At 58.6% G+C, this 16,578-nt stretch carries 13 protein-coding genes and 2 pseudogenes; 6 read left to right on the plus strand and 9 right to left on the minus strand.

The features are described from left to right. Window positions 1-440: 440 nt before the first annotated feature. The 3 genes from MET49242_RS25905 to MET49242_RS19845 form a co-directional block, all read right to left on the minus strand. On the minus strand, window positions 441-614 hold the full coding sequence (locus tag MET49242_RS25905; protein ID WP_202804170.1) for a hypothetical protein: 174 nt from the start codon (window positions 612-614) through the stop codon (window positions 441-443). Between the two features lie 69 nt (window positions 615-683). After that, window positions 684-1,466, minus strand: a complete 783-nt coding sequence (locus tag MET49242_RS23580; protein ID WP_202804171.1) for a helix-turn-helix domain-containing protein — start codon at window positions 1,464-1,466, stop codon at window positions 684-686. A gap of 154 nt (window positions 1,467-1,620) precedes the next feature. Further along, window positions 1,621-1,890 (minus strand): hypothetical protein, encoded by a 270-nt coding sequence (locus MET49242_RS19845; protein WP_244430860.1) that lies wholly within the window; start codon window positions 1,888-1,890, stop codon window positions 1,621-1,623. A 209-nt stretch (window positions 1,891-2,099) separates the two neighbouring features. On the opposite strand from MET49242_RS19845, the pseudogene istA reads away from it, so the two are divergent. The 3 genes and pseudogenes from istA to MET49242_RS19860 all read left to right on the plus strand — a co-directional run. Next, window positions 2,100-3,621, plus strand: a pseudogene (gene istA, locus MET49242_RS19850) (IS21 family transposase); the annotation flags it as partial. 11 nt (window positions 3,622-3,632) lie between these two features. After that, a complete protein-coding gene (gene istB, locus MET49242_RS19855) occupies window positions 3,633-4,364 on the plus strand; it encodes an IS21-like element helper ATPase IstB (protein ID WP_371212533.1) in 732 nt (243 codons plus the stop codon). Between the two features lie 775 nt (window positions 4,365-5,139). Then, window positions 5,140-6,495 (plus strand): IS1380 family transposase, encoded by a 1,356-nt coding sequence (locus MET49242_RS19860; protein WP_051134345.1) that lies wholly within the window; start codon window positions 5,140-5,142, stop codon window positions 6,493-6,495. Window positions 6,496-6,726: 231 nt separating this feature from the next. Here MET49242_RS19860 and MET49242_RS19865 read toward each other — a convergent pair whose 3' ends face one another. From MET49242_RS19865 to MET49242_RS25295, 3 genes and pseudogenes are all read right to left on the minus strand, one after another. After that, window positions 6,727-6,921 (minus strand): hypothetical protein, encoded by a 195-nt coding sequence (locus tag MET49242_RS19865; RefSeq protein WP_036282429.1) that lies wholly within the window; start codon window positions 6,919-6,921, stop codon window positions 6,727-6,729. A 178-nt stretch (window positions 6,922-7,099) separates the two neighbouring features. Next, a protein-coding gene (locus tag MET49242_RS24500; RefSeq protein WP_144259717.1) for an IS630 family transposase occupies window positions 7,100-8,048 on the minus strand; the annotation gives its coding sequence in 2 pieces (ribosomal slippage) (window positions 7,100-7,711 and window positions 7,713-8,048; 948 coding nt in all). A 165-nt stretch (window positions 8,049-8,213) separates the two neighbouring features. Continuing rightward, window positions 8,214-8,300 (minus strand): annotated as a pseudogene (locus tag MET49242_RS25295) (IS5/IS1182 family transposase); the annotation flags it as partial. A 150-nt stretch (window positions 8,301-8,450) separates the two neighbouring features. Here MET49242_RS25295 and MET49242_RS19880 point away from each other — a divergent pair. Next, the gene (locus tag MET49242_RS19880; protein ID WP_036285573.1) at window positions 8,451-9,797 is read left to right on the plus strand and encodes an IS1380 family transposase; all 1,347 of its coding nucleotides are present in this window, start codon (window positions 8,451-8,453) and stop codon (window positions 9,795-9,797) included. Between the two features lie 176 nt (window positions 9,798-9,973). Here the strand turns inward: MET49242_RS19880 and MET49242_RS19885 are convergent, their stop codons facing one another. The 3 genes from MET49242_RS19885 to MET49242_RS19895 all read right to left on the minus strand — a co-directional run bounded on the left by MET49242_RS19885 (window position 9,974) and on the right by MET49242_RS19895 (window position 13,889). Further along, the gene (locus tag MET49242_RS19885) at window positions 9,974-11,686 is read right to left on the minus strand and encodes a sulfatase-like hydrolase/transferase (protein ID WP_084679235.1); all 1,713 of its coding nucleotides are present in this window, start codon (window positions 11,684-11,686) and stop codon (window positions 9,974-9,976) included. A 34-nt stretch (window positions 11,687-11,720) separates the two neighbouring features. Further along, window positions 11,721-12,695: an amidohydrolase family protein gene (locus tag MET49242_RS19890; RefSeq protein WP_036285575.1), complete on the minus strand. Its 975-nt coding sequence runs from the start codon at window positions 12,693-12,695 to the stop codon at window positions 11,721-11,723. 522 nt (window positions 12,696-13,217) lie between these two features. Next, window positions 13,218-13,889, minus strand: coding sequence for an IS6 family transposase (locus MET49242_RS19895; RefSeq protein WP_036285576.1), 672 nt, complete (start codon window positions 13,887-13,889; stop codon window positions 13,218-13,220). Between the two features lie 58 nt (window positions 13,890-13,947). Between MET49242_RS19895 and MET49242_RS24505 the strand changes: the two genes are divergently transcribed. Continuing rightward, window positions 13,948-14,238 carry an IS30 family transposase gene (locus MET49242_RS24505; protein WP_256378621.1) on the plus strand — a complete coding sequence of 97 codons (291 nt, stop codon included), beginning with the start codon at window positions 13,948-13,950 and terminating at the stop codon, window positions 14,236-14,238. 81 nt (window positions 14,239-14,319) lie between these two features. Then, window positions 14,320-16,578 (plus strand): multicopper oxidase domain-containing protein, encoded by a 2,259-nt coding sequence (locus MET49242_RS24510; RefSeq protein ID WP_244430861.1) that lies wholly within the window; start codon window positions 14,320-14,322, stop codon window positions 16,576-16,578.

The following is a 16,578-nucleotide window of genomic DNA, read 5'->3' on the forward strand; positions in this document are numbered from 1 at the left end:
TCTCTCAGGCATTGGCAAGGGGGAGCTGCGGCTCGTCTCTAGCTTTAGGTGCGAATTGCGCACATTAAGTTGACGGGGCCCGACCCTGAACCATGGCCTAGCTTGGCCATAAGCGGCGAGGACGTCAGCCATTAGGGGAAACGGCGCGACCGTGCGTGAGCCGCCGCGCCGTTCCTGCTTCGCGTTCGGGAATGGCAGGCGCGGATCAGGCCGCCACTTTACGGCTGTCCCTACGCAAAAACCTATCCGATCAGGGAAGTAGGTTGCCGATGAAGATCGCGACTGATGCTTTTTTGATGAGGCGAATAGAACATTGGCGGAAGCTGCGATCTGGGCGCCACGCGTGGGTTCTCAGCGCCGGTGGATCCGAGCGATAGAGTTATAAAACGAACGGCCTTCGCACGCCGAGACAGGTCACGCTGTTCGGTGGCCATAAAAGCTCACGCGGCGCGACGTTCGTAGCGATGATGCAGACCGCCGAGCTCCGGGAACGCAATAATCTTGCCGGGAGAGGGAGGTTGGATGTGGCGAGGCTGTGGACAATCCTCGTTGAGCGAGAGATGCGTTCGGGCCTTGTGATGGTATTCGAAATACTGGAACAGGACGTCGCGCAAGTGCTGTTCGTTAAAGATGATAATGTGATCCAAACATTCGCAGCTCATCGAGCCGATGAAGCGCTCGACTTACGGGTTCTGCCAAGGCGACCGCGGCGCAGTGACAACTTCTTTTATGCCCATCGCCCGAACTCGATGACGAAAGACCGAACCATATGACGCGTCGCGATCCCGCAGCAGATAGCGGGGTGCGGTGTCCCAGGGAAAGGCCTCGGTCATTTGCCGCGCCAGCCAGCCTTGTGTCGGATTTTGGGTGACCGCGAAATGGATGACTCTTCTTCGGTCGTGTCCGAGCACCATCAGCGCATAGAGAAGACGAAACGTCGCGGTTGCAACAACGAACATCTCGATCGCGGCAATGTCGGTGAAATGATTGTGCAGAAAGCTACGCCAGGTAGGGGAGGGGGCTTTGGGCCGCCACGGCAGATATCTCCCGACCGTGGCCTGGCTGACCTCGATGCCGAGCTTGAGCAGTTCGCCATGGATGCGAGGCGCGCCCCACAGCGGGTTGGCCAGGCTCATTTGGCGGATCAGATCGCGGATCTCGGCACCCGTCCGGGGCCGTCCGAGGCGGCGTGATCGCCGCCGCCAGTAGAATTGAAAGCCTTTGCGATGCCACTGGACGACGGTTGCGGGTTTGACCAGTACCATGGCGTTGAGGATCTGCGGCCAAACTCGATAGAGCCAGACCCAAAGCAGCCGGTCGGCGGAGAAGAGCCGAAGCTGACCGGCGCGTTGCCGGCGCAGGACGGTCACCTGATGTCGCAGCGCGATAAGCTCAAGCTCCAGTGAAGCGCGGCTGCGAACACGGAACGAGAGCAGGGAAAGGAGGGCGGAAAGAATTGTGATCATGCCCGCGACGCTACGGCGGCGGCGCGAAAATCTCCTGGCTTTCCTGACCTTTCAGAGTTTTGAGCAAGACAAGAGGAACGGCCCGCCATGAGTATTGGCGGGCCGTTTCCTTTTGCCGCGCAGCCGACGTGGATCAAAGAGCCGTCACCGCTGGTTATTCACTTACGCCGACCAGACGACCGGCAAAAAAGCCGCCATCCGCTACCGGCGTCGCCTTTTGCGCCGAACTGATCGGCAAGGCAAAGCCCAAGACGAACGCTGCGACCGCCATGGCGGCCACCACCAAAATCGAAATGCGAAATTGTCTGCGCGCCGTCTCCTGAGCGACCTCAAAATCAAAATATGCCGACATGACCGTCTCCATCTGCTGTTCGATGAAGGAGTAGTAGCGGGAGTGCGGGGGGCTGGATGTGCGGTAGCGCACACGCGCGCCATCGCAGAAGGCGACGTCACCGTGGAAAAAACGGCCCCTCGCCACACCTGTCCTCGGCCCACCGATTGGTGTGGGCCGCGACCAGCATGTGAATCGGCGTGGAATAAGGACCCCGTTTTCGGGGTGATCGGCATCCAATCGGGACCCCGGGGCTGAGGGTCCACATTGGCCTCCTTTTTTTGAGGGAGGCCTGGTTTGGGATGCTGGTTGTGGAAACGATTGCGAAGATTCGGCGCGCCTATTTTTCCCAGAAGAAGCCGATCAAGGAGATTTGTCGCGAGCTGCGCGTGTCGCGGAAGGTGGTGCGCAAGGTCATCCGGTCGGACGCAACGGAGTTCCGCTACGAACGCGAGACGCAGCCGCTTCCCAAAATCGGGCCCTGGCGGGAGCAACTGGAGGGGCTTCTTTCCGAGAACGAGGCGAAGGCGTCGCGGGAGCGACTGACGCTTGTCCGGCTTTTCGAAGAGCTGCGGGGGCTCGGCTACGATGGAAGCTACGACGCGGTCCGCCGCTACGCGAAAAGCTGGCGCAAGGAGCGCGGGGCGGCTCTGGCGCAGGCCTATGTGCCGCTGAGTTTTGCGCCGGGCGAAACCTATCAGTTCGACTGGAGCCACGAAGTCGTCTTGCTGAACGGCGTGACGACGACCGTGAAGGTCGCGCATATGCGGCTTTGCCATAGCCGCATGCCATTCGTGCGGGCCTACCTGCGCGAGACGCAGGAGATGGTCTTCGATGCGCACGATCGCGCCTTCGCCTTCTTCAAGGGCGCCTGCGCGCGCGGCATCTACGACAACATGAAGACGGCGGTGGAGACGATCTTCGTCGGCAAGGAGCGGCAATATAACCGCCGCTTCCTCCAGATGTGCGGACATTACCTTGTCGAGCCCGTGGCCTGCACGCCGCAGTCAAGCTTGCGCAGACTGCGTAAACTTGTCTGCGTCGGGCTGGGAGAAAGGCCAGGTCGAAAATCAGGTTGGCCTGGTGCGCGAGCGCTTCTTCACGCCGCGTCTGCGGTTCAAGAGCTATGACGAGTTGAACGCCTGGCTGCTCGACAAATGCGTCGCCTACGCCAAGGCGCACCGCCATCCCGAGATCGCCGATAAAACAGTCTGGGAGGTCTTCGAGGAGGAGCGGACCAAGCTCGTGCCGCTACGAGGCCGCTTCGACGGCTTCCACGCGGTGAGCGCGGCGGTCTCGAAAGCCTGTCTGGTTCGCTTCGACAGCAACAAATACTCGGTCAAGGCGAGCGCCGTTGGCCGGCCCGTCGAAGTTCAGGCCTATGCCGACCGCATCGTCATTCGGCAGGACGGGAGTGTCGTCGCTGAACATCCCAGACGCTTTGGCCGAGACGAGACGACCTACGACCCCTGGCATTACGTGCCCGTCCTGGCGAGGAAGCCGGGCGCCCTGAGGAACGGCGCGCCGTTCAAGGACTGGGTGCTGCCATCCGGCATGGAAAGGATTCGGCGCAAGCTCGCGGGCTCCACCGACGGCGATCGGCAAATGGTGAAAATCCTCGCCGCGGTTCTCGACGACGGGCTGCCGGCGGTCGAAGCCGCCTGCGCCGAGGCCATGGATCAGGGCGTCCATTCCGCCGACGTCATTCTCGACATCCTCGCGCGCCGCCGCGATCCCGGACCGCCGCTGACCATCCTCACGCCGGACGCTCTGAAGCTGCGGCACACCCCTCTCGCCGATTGCGCAAGATACGATCAACTGAGGAGTTCGAGCTGATGATGGAACGCACGCAAATCTTCGATCTCATGGGAGAACTCAAGCTCTATGGCATGAGGAGCGCTTACGACGAGGTGATGGCCGCGGGCGTCAAGCGGCAGCACGAGCCGCCGCAGATCGTGGGCGACCTTCTCAAAGCCGAAATCGCCGAAAAACACGCCCGCTCGATCAAATATCAGATGACCATCGCCAAGCTGCCCTTAGCGAAGGACATTGACGACTTCGACTTCAACGGCGCGACTGTCAACGAGACGCTCGCGCGCGACCTTGCAAGCGGCGGCTTTGTCGCTCAGCAGCGCAACATCGTTCTCGTCGGCGGCACGGGAACCGGCAAGACGCATCTCGCGATCGCCATTGCGAGAAGCTGCATTCGCGCCAGCCTGCGCGGGCGCTTCTTCAATACGGTCGATCTCGTCAATCGGCTCGAGGCGGAAACGCGCGCCGGACGCCAGGGACGCATCGCTGATTATCTCACCCGGATGGACTTTGTCATTCTCGACGAACTCGGCTATCTGCCCTTCGCGCAGGCGGGCGGCCAGCTCCTGTTCCACCTCGTCAGCCGGCTCTATGAGCGCACCTCCGTGATCGTGACAACCAATCTCGCCTTTGGCGAATGGCCCAGCGTCTTCGGCGACGCCAAGATGACGACTGCGCTGCTCGACCGTCTCACCCATCACTGCGACATCGTCGAAACCGGCAACGAAAGCTGGCGCTTCAAAAACCGCGCCTGACGCCGTCGACCATTCAGGTCGATGCCGTTGTGGGCGCAACTCCGGTCGGGCTACGCCCTCCCTCCGTCACGCCCACAACGGCACAAAACGCATGCCTGAAAAGGGGTCCCTTTTCGGCGCCGATCTGGGGTCCCGGTTCAATGCTGATTGACATATTGTCTCGCGTTGTGCCTTCGGCAGCTGGTTGACCGGCGTCAGCACGAGACCATCAAGATACCAGCCGTAAGCTTGGAAGTTTTATAGAAAGTCGTCGCGTGGGCCGAGCACCTCCTCGGCGGCACGTTGCGTATGGCACTTCATCGCTGTGTTGCCGCACTCCCATGGAAAGCCAGTTCGGCGTTGCGCCGCATTAGCCTCGCGCGCTTTCTATAGTGCGCGCAGTTTTCGTCACGGTTTAGTTAGCTCCCAATCGCTCGCAAGCCTGCGGTATAGAACTTGGTGGGGATTGATGAAGCTTCTCGGCTAATTCTGTCATTAAATCAACCGAATCCCTCCATTCGCCCTGATGATCTCTGGTCCGAACTCCCAAAGCCCTTAAACACGCCTCCTGCGCGTCTGGCGAAAGTATTATTTTTCCGGAAAAACGTATTATGCTTTGCAACATGGTCTCGCCATCTTTATCGCCGGTCACCTCATAGGCTGCTCTCAGGGCACCGGACAGGTTTGCGAATGACGTATGAGCCCGCATTCGCCGGATGACGCACAAATTTCTTGTACGAACCCGACTATTGATGCATAATTTTCAGGATCTTGTGCTCGATTGGTCGAGGCGGCTATGGCGAACCCGACGGGTGAATCAAACCGCGAGGTTCTCCGGCTCGAATTCGACCGGCGATTGATGCTTCAGTTTCGCGGTTCGGTCGTGACCTCCGATGCCGGATTGCTCGCCTACCGCGAACTGGACGACGCGCTTGGCCTGAGCGCCATGGCAGGCGAGACTCTCGCCGACGCCCGCACCGGAAAGAATGGCCGGCATAGTCTCGTCGGAATGTTTCGACAGTCTGTGTTCGGGCGGCTCGCCGGGTATGAGGACGTGAACGACGCCGCGCGGCTACGGCATGATCCGGCAATGCGCTGGGTCGTCGGCGGCAGGGCCGCCATCTCCGGCGCGGCGTCGCCAAGCCAAATCGGCCGCTTCGAGACGCGCTGGCTCGCCGCCGAGAAGAACCTCTCCGCCCTGGCCGATCTTTCAGGCAGATGGATCGACCGCGTCCACAGCCGCCGACCGCCAAGAGGCATCCTGCTCGACATGGATTCGAGCGTCAGTCCTACCCACGGCGAACAGGAAAAGAGCTGCTGGAACGGGCACTACGAGTGTACCTGCTATCATCCGTTGTTCTTGTTCAACCAGTTCGGCGATCTGGAGCGCTGCGCGCTGCGGCCGGGCAACGTCCATAGCGCCGACGGCTGGGAGAGCGTGCTCAAGCCGGTCCTGGCGCGCTACAAAGGTCGCGTCTCGCGCATCTACTTCCGCGGCGACGCCGGCTTCGCCAATACTGAGATTTACGATTGTCTCGAAGCCGAGGGCCTCAAATACGCCATTCGCCTGCCGACGAACCGCGTCTTGCAAGAGCGGATCGCACATCTATTGACGCGCCCCGTGGGACGCCCGCCGAATGCCGTCCGGCGCTTCTATGCGAGCTTCCGCTATCAGGCTGGAAGCTGGAGGAAACCGCGCCGGGTCGTCGCGAAAGTCGAATGGCATGTGGGCGAGCTTTATCCGCGCGTCGGGTTCATCGTCACCAACATGGCGCGGCGCGCCGAGAATGTTGTCGCTTTCTACAACAAGCGCGGGACTTGCGAGCAATACATCAAGGAAGGCAAAGGGGCGATCAATTGGACCCGGCTGTCCTGTCGCTCCTTCGCTGCCAACGCCGTGCGTCTCCAGCTTCATGCGCTCGCTTACAACCTCGGCAACTTCCTGCGCACGCTCGCGACGCCCGAGCCGATCAAAGATTGGACGCTGACGACGCTCAAGGAAAAGCTGATCAAGATTGGCGCGAAGGTCGTCGCTCACGCTCGCTATGTCGCCTTCCAGATGGCGGAGGTCGCGATTCCGCGAAGCTCGTTCGCTGACATCTTGCGGATGATCGCCGAGTTGCGAGCGCCGCCCTTGTCGTCAACGGCATAGGGCGTTTCCGCGTCATGAGTTCGAGCCAAAGGACGGAAGAGGTGCGTCTCGATGATGGAAAATCCAGCCAGTGCTGATTGGTCCCCGGCGGGTTCGGTCGATCACCGGCCCGTATCCGCCCCTGAGGCTGCTCAGACCCGCGCCTCGGACTTGCCAAAGCGTCCAAATGACGCAAAGCTTACCTCCGAACCCGGGGTCATCTGGCGAATCCCGGTTGGACAGCATAGGGCTCTAGATATTGGATGTTTCCAGAAACTTGACCTTCAGCGGTTGACGAAGCATAGGTAAGCGCGACAGCGCAAAAAACATATCCGCCGAACCCTCTCCATATTTTTGGTCCTCGCCGACAGTTTTTTTCGACAGTCCATTGAGGGAGGGGCCGACTTTTTGGCTGACATCCACCAGACAACAGTCGAAGATCGGCATTTTCCCGCATCACGATGCACTTCTTTTGGGAACCTCCAAAAATTTCAGCTACCTGCCTCCTGCGATGTAATTGAGTAGAACGCGCGTAAATCGAAAAGAGAACGAACCGGAATCATCCGAGGGTTTTTTTGCGGCGGGCGTTCGGAGTTTTTCAGAGGTTCCCTTTTATTAGAGCGTTTCATATTTTGACGGAAGCGTATCCTGCGTTTGTGAAGTAGTTGCTGCATTCTTGTGGTTGGATGTCTTTTGCGAGGCGTCCGATCTGTCGCCAGGTTTCATCGATGGTTCGCTGCTGCGCCTGTCGCATCCAGTGTTTGAGCTTGGAAAAGGTCTGTTCGATTGGATTGAGGTCGGGCGAATAGGGCGGCAGAAACCACAGTCTGGCTCCGGCGGCGCGGATCGCGCGTCGCACCGCCTCGCCCTTGTGACTGCCGAGATTGTCCATAATGACAATATCGCCCTGCTTGAGCGCGGGGACGAGTTGTTGTTCGACATAGGCGCGGAAACACGCGCCGTTGATTGGCCCGTCGAAGACGCAGGGCGCGTCGAGACGATCGCAGCGCAGCGCGCCGAGAAAGGTCAGCGTGCGCCATTGGCCGTGCGGCGCGAAGCCGCGCAAGCGCTTGCCCTTGGGGCCCCAGCCGCGCAGCGGCGTCATGTTCGTCTTGATCCAGGTCTCGTCGATGAAGACCAGCCGCCTGGGATCGAGGCGCGCTTGCAGCGATTGCCAGCGCTTGCGCCGTCGCGCAATGTCAGCGCGGCCTTGTTCGAGCGCCAGCAGCGTTTTTTTTGAACCGCAGCCCCTCGCGGCGCAGGAACATCCAAATGGCGTTGTGCGAAACCTTGACCCCGCGCGCCAGCAGCTCGTCCTTGAGGCCATGCAACGTCAAATGCGGCGTCTGCGCCAGACGCTCGACAATGAAAGCGCGATGCGGCTCCAGCACGCGCTTGCGATAGCCGCCCATTTTCGCCGGCGCGACCGAGCCCGTCTCGCGCTGGCGCTGCGACCACTTCACGACCGATGACACGGCCACGCCAAAGCGCAAAGCCACGGCGCGGCAACTCTCGCCAGCCAAAACCGACGCAACCACGCGCTCTCGAAGATCATTGGAGAGAGGTCGAACCATTGGATGCTGGCCTCCGCCCAGCCAACATCTTGAATCACACTCCTGCTAAAACAGGAATCCCTCCCGATTCAGAAATACAGGGAAATGCTCTAGTTGGGCTTGAAAGCTTGATGATCAAGCGTAGACGGGCAGGTCGCCACATACCTCAGAGTCCGTCCGTGAACTTCATGCTTGATTACAGAGCCTTCTGAGCATCAGGCGGATGGAAGCGAGGTGCAGAAAGGCGAGCGCCTTGCAATTGAGGTTTTCGAAGTGTGTGTGCCGAAAACTAACCGCTCTTATTCGTGACGTGAGTGTTTCGAGGCTGGCAAGCGTAGCATAGCGCTTTGATTCAGAGTAGGATTCGGGTGTCTAGGCCAACCTTGCGCGCATTCTGCGCCCGCCACGCCCGCCACGCCCGCCATGACCGACCCTACGATTCTGCCGTTCTCGTTTCCAGCCTTGGCTCGCAAGAAAGTCACAGCCGATTTCGACGGAGGCCGTCTCAGGTCCGATGGCGGCGTCATGTTGCTGGCGCAGGCCGAACGTCGTCTGGGGATCGCCGATAGGCTTGCCCGCGCCTTTCCGGATCGGCGCGATCCGTCCCGGATCACGCACACGCTCGCCGACATGATCCGCGCGCGCGCCTTCGCCATCGCCTGCGGCTACGAGGATGCCGACGATCTCGACAGCCTGCGTGTCGATCCCGCGTTCAAGCTTGCCTGCGGAAGGTTGCCCGATACCGGCGCCGATCTTTGTTCGCCGCCGACTCTGTCGGGGCTGGAGAATGCGCCTTCCCTGAAGGATGCGATCCGCCTGACCTATGCGCTCGTCGACCAATGGATGGCCTCCTACGACGAGCCGCCGTCCTCGGTCACACTCGACATCGACGACACTTGCGATATCGCGCATGGCCATCAGCAATTGTCGCTGTTCAATGCCCATTACGACGAGCGCTGCTTTCTGCCGATCCATGTCTACGATACCGAGAGGAGCCGCCCCGTCGCCATGATCCTGCGCCCCGGCAAGACGCCGTCCGGCGTCGAGGTGAGAGCGCATCTGCGCCGGTTGATGCGGCATATCCGCAAGTCTTGGCCGGCGACCCGCATCCTGTTTCGCGGCGACGGACATTATGCGCGGCCCGAGGCGATGGCCTGGTGCGAAGATCACGGCGTCGATTACGTCTTCGGCCTTCCGGGAACCAGGCCGCTGTCCAAGAAAGTCGACGAGACGGCGGAAGCTGTCCGCGTCGAGCGCGCCCTCGACGACAAGGACGTCGTGCGCGGCTATGCCGAGACGCGCCATCGCGCCAAATCCTGGGACAGGGAGCGGCGCGCGATCGCCCGCATCGAGGCGACGCGGCTCGGCCTCGATATCCGCTTCGTCGTCACCAATCTTGCGCATGGCGCGCCGCAATGGCTCTACGACAGCCGCTATTGCGCGCGCGGACAGGCGGAGAACCTCATCAAGCTGCATAAGACGCAGCTTTGCTCCGATCGGACCTCATGCCGCTCGGCGCTCGCCAATCAGGTTCGCCTCGTCCTGCACACCGCCGCCTATTGGCTGATGCTCGGCGTGCGCGATGCGATCCCGAGCCCGCGCGATCTGGCGAAAGCCGAGTTCTCCACGCTGCGCCTGCGGCTGCTGAAGATCGCCGCCCGCGTGATCGAGACCGCGAGCCGCGTGCGCCTCGCCTTCGCCGCCGCTTGTCCCGAAGCCGATCTCTTCCGCTCCATGCCGGCGGCGCTGCTCATGCCCGGACGGCCGTGAACAAGGGGGCGGCGCGCCCCGCTCGTCGTCTCGCCCGTCCCTCCAACGCGTCCCACAAAGTGCGATCCTCGAAGCGGTGAAAAAGCCGAATGGCCTCCCGCGACCCGACCAGCATGAAGCCCGACGATGCAAAAACTCGCGCCGTCATGAATAAGACGAGCTAAAGGGCGATAGCCTCAGGTCTTGGTAGGTGCAATCGGCCACTGGAAGCTATCAGGCAAATTACCTGCCCTGACAAAGCGGCGAGTTAATAGCTTGTGCAGGCGCGACCATTCTCTTCTGATGTCGAGCTGGGGGTCCCCGTACAACAGATTGTGCATCTGACCCGGATCGTTCTTGAGGTTGTAGAGCTCGTACTCGATGCCGCTGCCGTCGAGGCTGAAATACACGGCATAGGTCCAGTCGCCTTCACGAATCGCGCGGATATGGCCGCCGGGAATGCCAGCCGGCAAAAAGAAGACGTCATCGAAGGCGAAGATTGCAGAGTCTTGTATGGACTTCGTGGCGCCCTGCATCACCGGTACGATGCTTTTGCCCGGAGAATAGGACTCGGGATTGGATACACCGGCAAGTTCCAGGATCGTCGGAAGCAGGTTGAGGTGATCGTAGAATGCCTCGGTCTGCATGGGCTCCGGGTAGATGCCGGGATTGTGAACAATCAGCGGGATGTGGATCATCTCTTCGTAGACCGTATACGCCTTCTCGCGCATGCCATGGGACAGACCGCCTTCGCCATGATCGGCCAACCGCAAGATGATCGTGTTGGCGATCTGCCCGGTTTCGGCCAATGTGTCGAGCACGGTGACGATGTGCTGGTCAGCAAGCTTGTTGAGGTAGGCATAGAAATTGACGTAGTCGCGCTTTGACTGAACGCTGTCGAGGGGCGCGAACTTGTTGAAGGCATTACGCGCGGCTCGCTGAACGCTCGGCTTTGTTGACAAGTCATCGGCGTAGTTAGACGGCAGGTCGATGCCGAGGTCGGCAAAGTTGCTGCGCTCATATCCGGCTGCCTTCCACGAATTTGGATAGACGTAGACATCGTGCGGATTGACGAGAGAGATGAAGAGGCAGAAAGGCTTGTCGAGCTTGGGTGCGCGATTCTTCAGGAACTCGATAGCGCTGTCGCCGAATCCCGGCGTCTGATTCTTGTGGGCCGGGTTGGGTCCCTTGATATAGCGCCCATCATTGTCAGCGTGGCCGCCGCCGAGCGTGGCCATCCCATCGTACCGGCCGAACACATTCTTCTCCCATTCTTCGATCGCGTTGCCGGCGTCGGGCGGGTTCCAGTCTGACCACCCGAAATTCTTCTTCATTGCTTCGATGTCGGCTGCCGTCCAGGCTTCGCCACCATTCCCCGGGGCGGCGTTGGTCGCGTAGCTGAGATGCCATTTGCCTTTCCAGACGACTTCGTAGCCCGCTTTCTCCCTGAGCAGCGAGGCGATATTCGGCAGACGGTACTGATGGGCCAGGCCGGGCCACAGGAAAGTCCGGGTCACCCGGTTCATGGGCGAAAAGTGACCGCTCGTCATTACCGCGCGCGACGGGGAGCACTGGCACGCCGCCGTATAGGCCCGACTAAAATAAAGGCCATTGCGCTTGAGCCGCTGCAACCCTGGAAGGTGATTTTCCGCCCAACCCGCAGGCCAATGCATGTGATGGCGTTCTTGGTCGGTCATCAGGACGACGATGTTGGGGGCTTTCGGAATTCTGATGGCGTTACGCGCCACAGCCCGAACGGCAAGGCCATGCGATGCGCCGGCAAGCGTAACGGCAAGACCAGCCCCGTGACGAATTACACTGCGCCGCGTAGCAGATTTGGCCACGCCGCTGGCCACCTCTTCACCGCTCCTGTGGTCCGCAGTCTTGTCAACAACAAGCTTCTTGTCCATCTGCCTCGCTCCTTGCTGACCCCCCGGGGATGCGTCACAGCTTGAACAGCCGTAAGGCGTTCAGCCGACCGATCCTTTGGCGGTCTTCCTCGCTGAGGCCGCAATTGTCGAACCACTGAACTGCCTGATCGGTGCGTTCATACGGGTAGTCGACCGAGAACAGGATCCGATCGATACCCATTTCGGCGATCACGTTGACCAGTGTCGGCGTGTGGAAATTGCCGCTGGTGGTGATGAAGAAATTGTCCTTGAGGTATTGCATGAGCGGCTTCTCAAGGCGCTTGCCAAACGATGCGTAATCGAAGCGGTTCTGGACGCGCCACATCATCGGCACGAGTCCTTCGCCGAGATGGCCGATGATGATCTTCAGCTTTGGGAAGCGGTCGAACAAACCACTCGTGATCAGCCTTAGAGCATGCGTGCTGGTTTCGACGCCAAAAGCCCAGGCCGGACCAAGAAGCTCGGGGTGCCCTTCATAGATCCTTTGCTGCGAGTCCAGAGGGCCGCGGGGGTGAAGGTAGAATGGCACGTCCAGCTCTTGAACCCGTTCCCAGAACGGCCAGAATTTCGGCAAGTCGTAGTACTCGCCGGTATCGAGATCTTCGACGTTGCTGAATCCATTCGCCAGCGCGCCCTTGAAGCCAAGTTGCTCGATGGAGCGCTGGAGTTCGTCGGCTGCCGCCTTCGGGTCCTGCAATGGAACCGCTGCAAGCCCGGCAAATCGCGTCGGGTATTTCGCCAGAAACCTCTCGGCGAGTTCGTCATTGGCGAGCTTGGCTATTTTTACAGCCTTGTCGCGATCGGGTTCCAGCTGTACCCCGTCTGCGGTGAGCGACACGATTTGGACGTCGATCCCGTTCTTGTACATCTCCGGCAATCGGTACCGCTCGACATCACCTAGCCCGTCATCGATCCTCTTCTGAACTGCAACCGTCACGCCGAGGGGCGGTAGGTACGGCGTGGCTTCCTTGCTTACGAAATGCTCTTCGATCGCGATCTTCCCGGTCATCGGAGGCTGTGTCCTTACGAGGCGCTTCACGACTGGTTTTCTAGCTTAGTTGTCGGCGTGCAACTTGTAAACATTCGCCACGTGTGCCGGGATGTCCACCGTGTGATTCCGCTATCGCCTGAAAGGCCGAAGCGAAACCGACGTCCCCCGATCGCATAAATGAAGCGGCGGACGACGCTCGCGATGCTGTCCGATTGTCATCAACACCCTCTGTTGAGCGCTTTGTTAGCAACTAATGCGCGACGGTTCGGCAACCGTCGACCGACGCTTCGGCGAGCGTTTCGTGCACAGACGAGCTGCAGCACCTCCACTTGGATCCGTAGCTAACTTCGGGGGGCCTGCCGCAATCGGGGCGAGCTGCGATTGCAGCGGGGCGCGCATTCTTGCGACGCGTCTAAAGCCGCGTCACCGAAATCCGCTGCTATCATCACGCCTGTAAAAAACGCAGGAGCGGGGCGACGGAATCGTTGTGTCGCAAATTTTGTCTACGGAGGCGACGCCGGTTTGTGAGAGTGACGCGGCTCACGCCGCGAGGGCATAGTACTGCTGCGCTGGGCGCAATTTGCCCCCAGTCTGCAACTGGTCCTTTCGGATCATGTGCATGAGCTCGATCCCCGAGAGTGTCGCAGCCGCCGATCGAAATGATTTGAAACCCAACATCGGCCGCGTCACTCGCTTCACCGCTCGATGGTCCTGTTCGACAATATTATTGAGATATTTGATGCGGCGGATTTCGATGTCCACTTCATTTTCCGCATTGTAGCTTTCGATCGTCGCCGTGTTGGCGCCACTCTTGTCGATCGTGATCTTCTCCGGCGCGCCTCGCTGCCCGATCGCCTTACGCAAAACGCGCAGTGCGGCTTTGCAATTCCGCTTTGCGGTCAGCAAGAAATCCACCGTCGCACCTGCCTTGTCGACCGCCCGATACAGATATTTCCAACAGCCTTTGACTTTCACGTAGGTCTCATCGAGACGCCAGCTGGATCCGATTGCAAGCTTGCGAGCACGGAACTGTTTCTCCAGCAACGGCGCATATTTGACGACCCAGCGGATGAGCGTGGAATGGTCGACTTCGACGCCTCGCTCTTCCATCATCTCCTCGAGTTGACGATAGCTCACCGGATACGCCACATACCAGCGGACGCCCCACAGGATCACGTCGCGTTCAAAGTGGCTGCCCTTGAAATCGATCATCGCACTATTCCGCCTGCCCCACGCCCGGCGATTATAGCCCCAACCGCCCGCAATAAAAATTCGCGACAGAGCCAAAGAATTTGCCGAGCACTCCGCCACGGATAAAGCGCTGAGTTCGGTTGCCTACTTCGCCGATCCCTACTCGAGCTGGCAGCGCGGATCCAACGAGAACCTCAATTGCCTGGTGCGCCAGTTCATCCCAAAAAGTCGTCCCCTCTCAACGGTCTCAGACAAAGAGCTTGCGATGATCCAGGATCGGTTGAATAATCGGCCGCGCAAACGCTTGGTCTATAAGACTCCACTCGAAGTCTTTAGCCACGAATTCCACCGCGTTGCGCTTCGTGCTTGACTCCAAGGAGTGACCCAACGAAATCCAGATAAGCTTTGTGCCTTTGTTGACACTTGTTCCACGTGTGTAGGAGCCAATCACATGTCGAGCCTTAAGAGCATCAGAAGCCTATTGGCGACTACAGCCGTCTTGGCTCTGAGTTCACCCGCTGCAGCAAGTCCATTCGCGGAACCTCCTGTATTCGCGAGCAAAAATGGTCAACTTAACATCCTAATGATCGCAAAGCCGAAATTGGTCAAAGCCATTTCTTTTGCTCCGCCGAATAGTCGAAATCCTATCAATCCGGTGGGGTGGGTATACGAAATTTGCTATCGTCAGGATGCGATAGGAAATCAATGCTCGAAGGAAAATAAGGAGACATCGTCTGAATTTGGGGGAATAAGGCTCGCACTGCAAAAGGGCGACAAGTTAAGGGTTAGGTTAGTAAACAAGCTTCCCCGGCAGGATAAAAATAAAGTGTCACATTACTGGAATATGAATTCACGCACACCGATTCCTGACTTGCACGGCATTAATCTACCTCTTACCCCAACTAATCTGCACACTCATGGTCTCGTCGTACAGGCCCGTGCACCGTCTTTCAACAATCCGACATGGGGCGACGACATTTACGTCGACTTATATAACCCGGCCAATGGCCATCCTATTCAACAGCATCACCAACACGGGGCTGTTGTCGATAACGATACGGGCATATTAGATTACGAAATTTCAATCCCTAATAATGAACCGTCAGGCTCAGACTGGTTCCATCCGCACGTTCACGGCGTGACCGCAGACAGTCTATCAAGCGGTTTAGCTGGTATTATTTCAATAGGGAGTGTTAGGGATTACGTCTCGACAGACGCTCTCAACTCAAAGTTTCCAGAGGGTCAAGTACGACATCTTATTTTGAAAGATATGCAAGTGCTTGCAGCAAGCCGGGGTAAGATCCTGTTCCAAAAAGGCTTGAACTCATATCCTTATCCGGTCACAAATGGAGAGGTTCTTAATGACCAGCAAGACCCTGCTTTCTGTCGCCAGAAGGCGACAGGCTCAGAAACTGCTCGCCGGGGTTCATGCTCGGGTACAAATAATACCAGATCTGGAGGTAGCGACTACACGGGCGGCAGATGGTTTTTCCCTGTTAGCGGCGCAATTTTTCCTACAATAAATATAAACAAAGTCGACGGGGAAATCTGGCGGATAAGTAATGTTGGAGCAAGCGCTACATATCGACTCCAACTGAAAGACAACACCGGAAACTATCCAATCATAACGCAGCTAATATCAGTTGACGGTGTCAGCACTCATATTCCTAGAGGAACCACCGCCGGCGACAAAATAACTTTGGGCGGATCGAGGTTTAACATTGTACCCTGTCCAGTGCCGACGCCAAATGGTTATCTCGCAGAACCAATCTGCATAAAAGAGTTTGTTATGATGCCTGGTTCACGTGTCGAAATTTGGGTTACTTATCGTGATAGGACTGGCAAAAAAATTACACCCCCCAAAAACGGTGCGCTTGCAACATTTCAAACAGTCGGAATAACGACTGGAGCCCCAGGGGTAGGTGACCCTTGGCCAGCTGTAGACCTTGCCGAGGTGAAATTCGGACCAAGAGACGCCGCAAGCAATCTCGTAGCGCTGGCACTAGCGGGAGACGCTCTCGCAGCTAACCGGCCGGAAGGAATCTTCGCGGAGCCAGTGCCCTACGCGACTGCCGCCGCTCTCGCGAACGGTTGTAGACCGCTGACTCCCGGCCATCGCCGAAGGATATTTTTTGGTCTTGTGACTGTCACAAATCCGAACGTTTTCGGTTTGGGGTACGAGGAAGTTGCTTCGGACGGCAGCGTCGTCCCGAACACTGCAATGCCTATAACCGCCTTTGATCCCTCTAACCCGTTTATCTGCCTGCCATTGGGACCCGGCCAAACCCCGGTAAGAGAGACCTGGGAGTTGGTCAATCTCGCTACGGAGCTACACAATTATCACATTCATCAAACGAGGTTCCGATTTATCCAACCATCCGCGAATAGTACGTCACCCCTTTCTCCCATACTCAATCCCAATGTCGGAGCGGGCGTAGTCGAAGACAATGTGCCGCTAGAAATCGCAGTCCCAGATCCAAGCATAGTAAAAGCTGTCATGAACACTCAAAACGGCTATTGTACGATTGATCAATGGCGCAGCAAGCGCTGCGCGGCGAGTCCGAAGATCATCGAAATTCCTTTCGCCGAGCTTGGAGAATTCGTTTACCACTGTCACATTTTGGAGCATGAGGATAGCGGGATGATGGCGAAAATTCAGGTAGTACCGGCTCCGCCGTCGTACTGGGGCAATAATCAAGTGAATCACTAA

It is taken from the genome of Methylocystis sp. ATCC 49242, from assembly GCF_000188155.2.
Lineage (GTDB): Bacteria > Pseudomonadota > Alphaproteobacteria > Rhizobiales > Beijerinckiaceae > Methylocystis.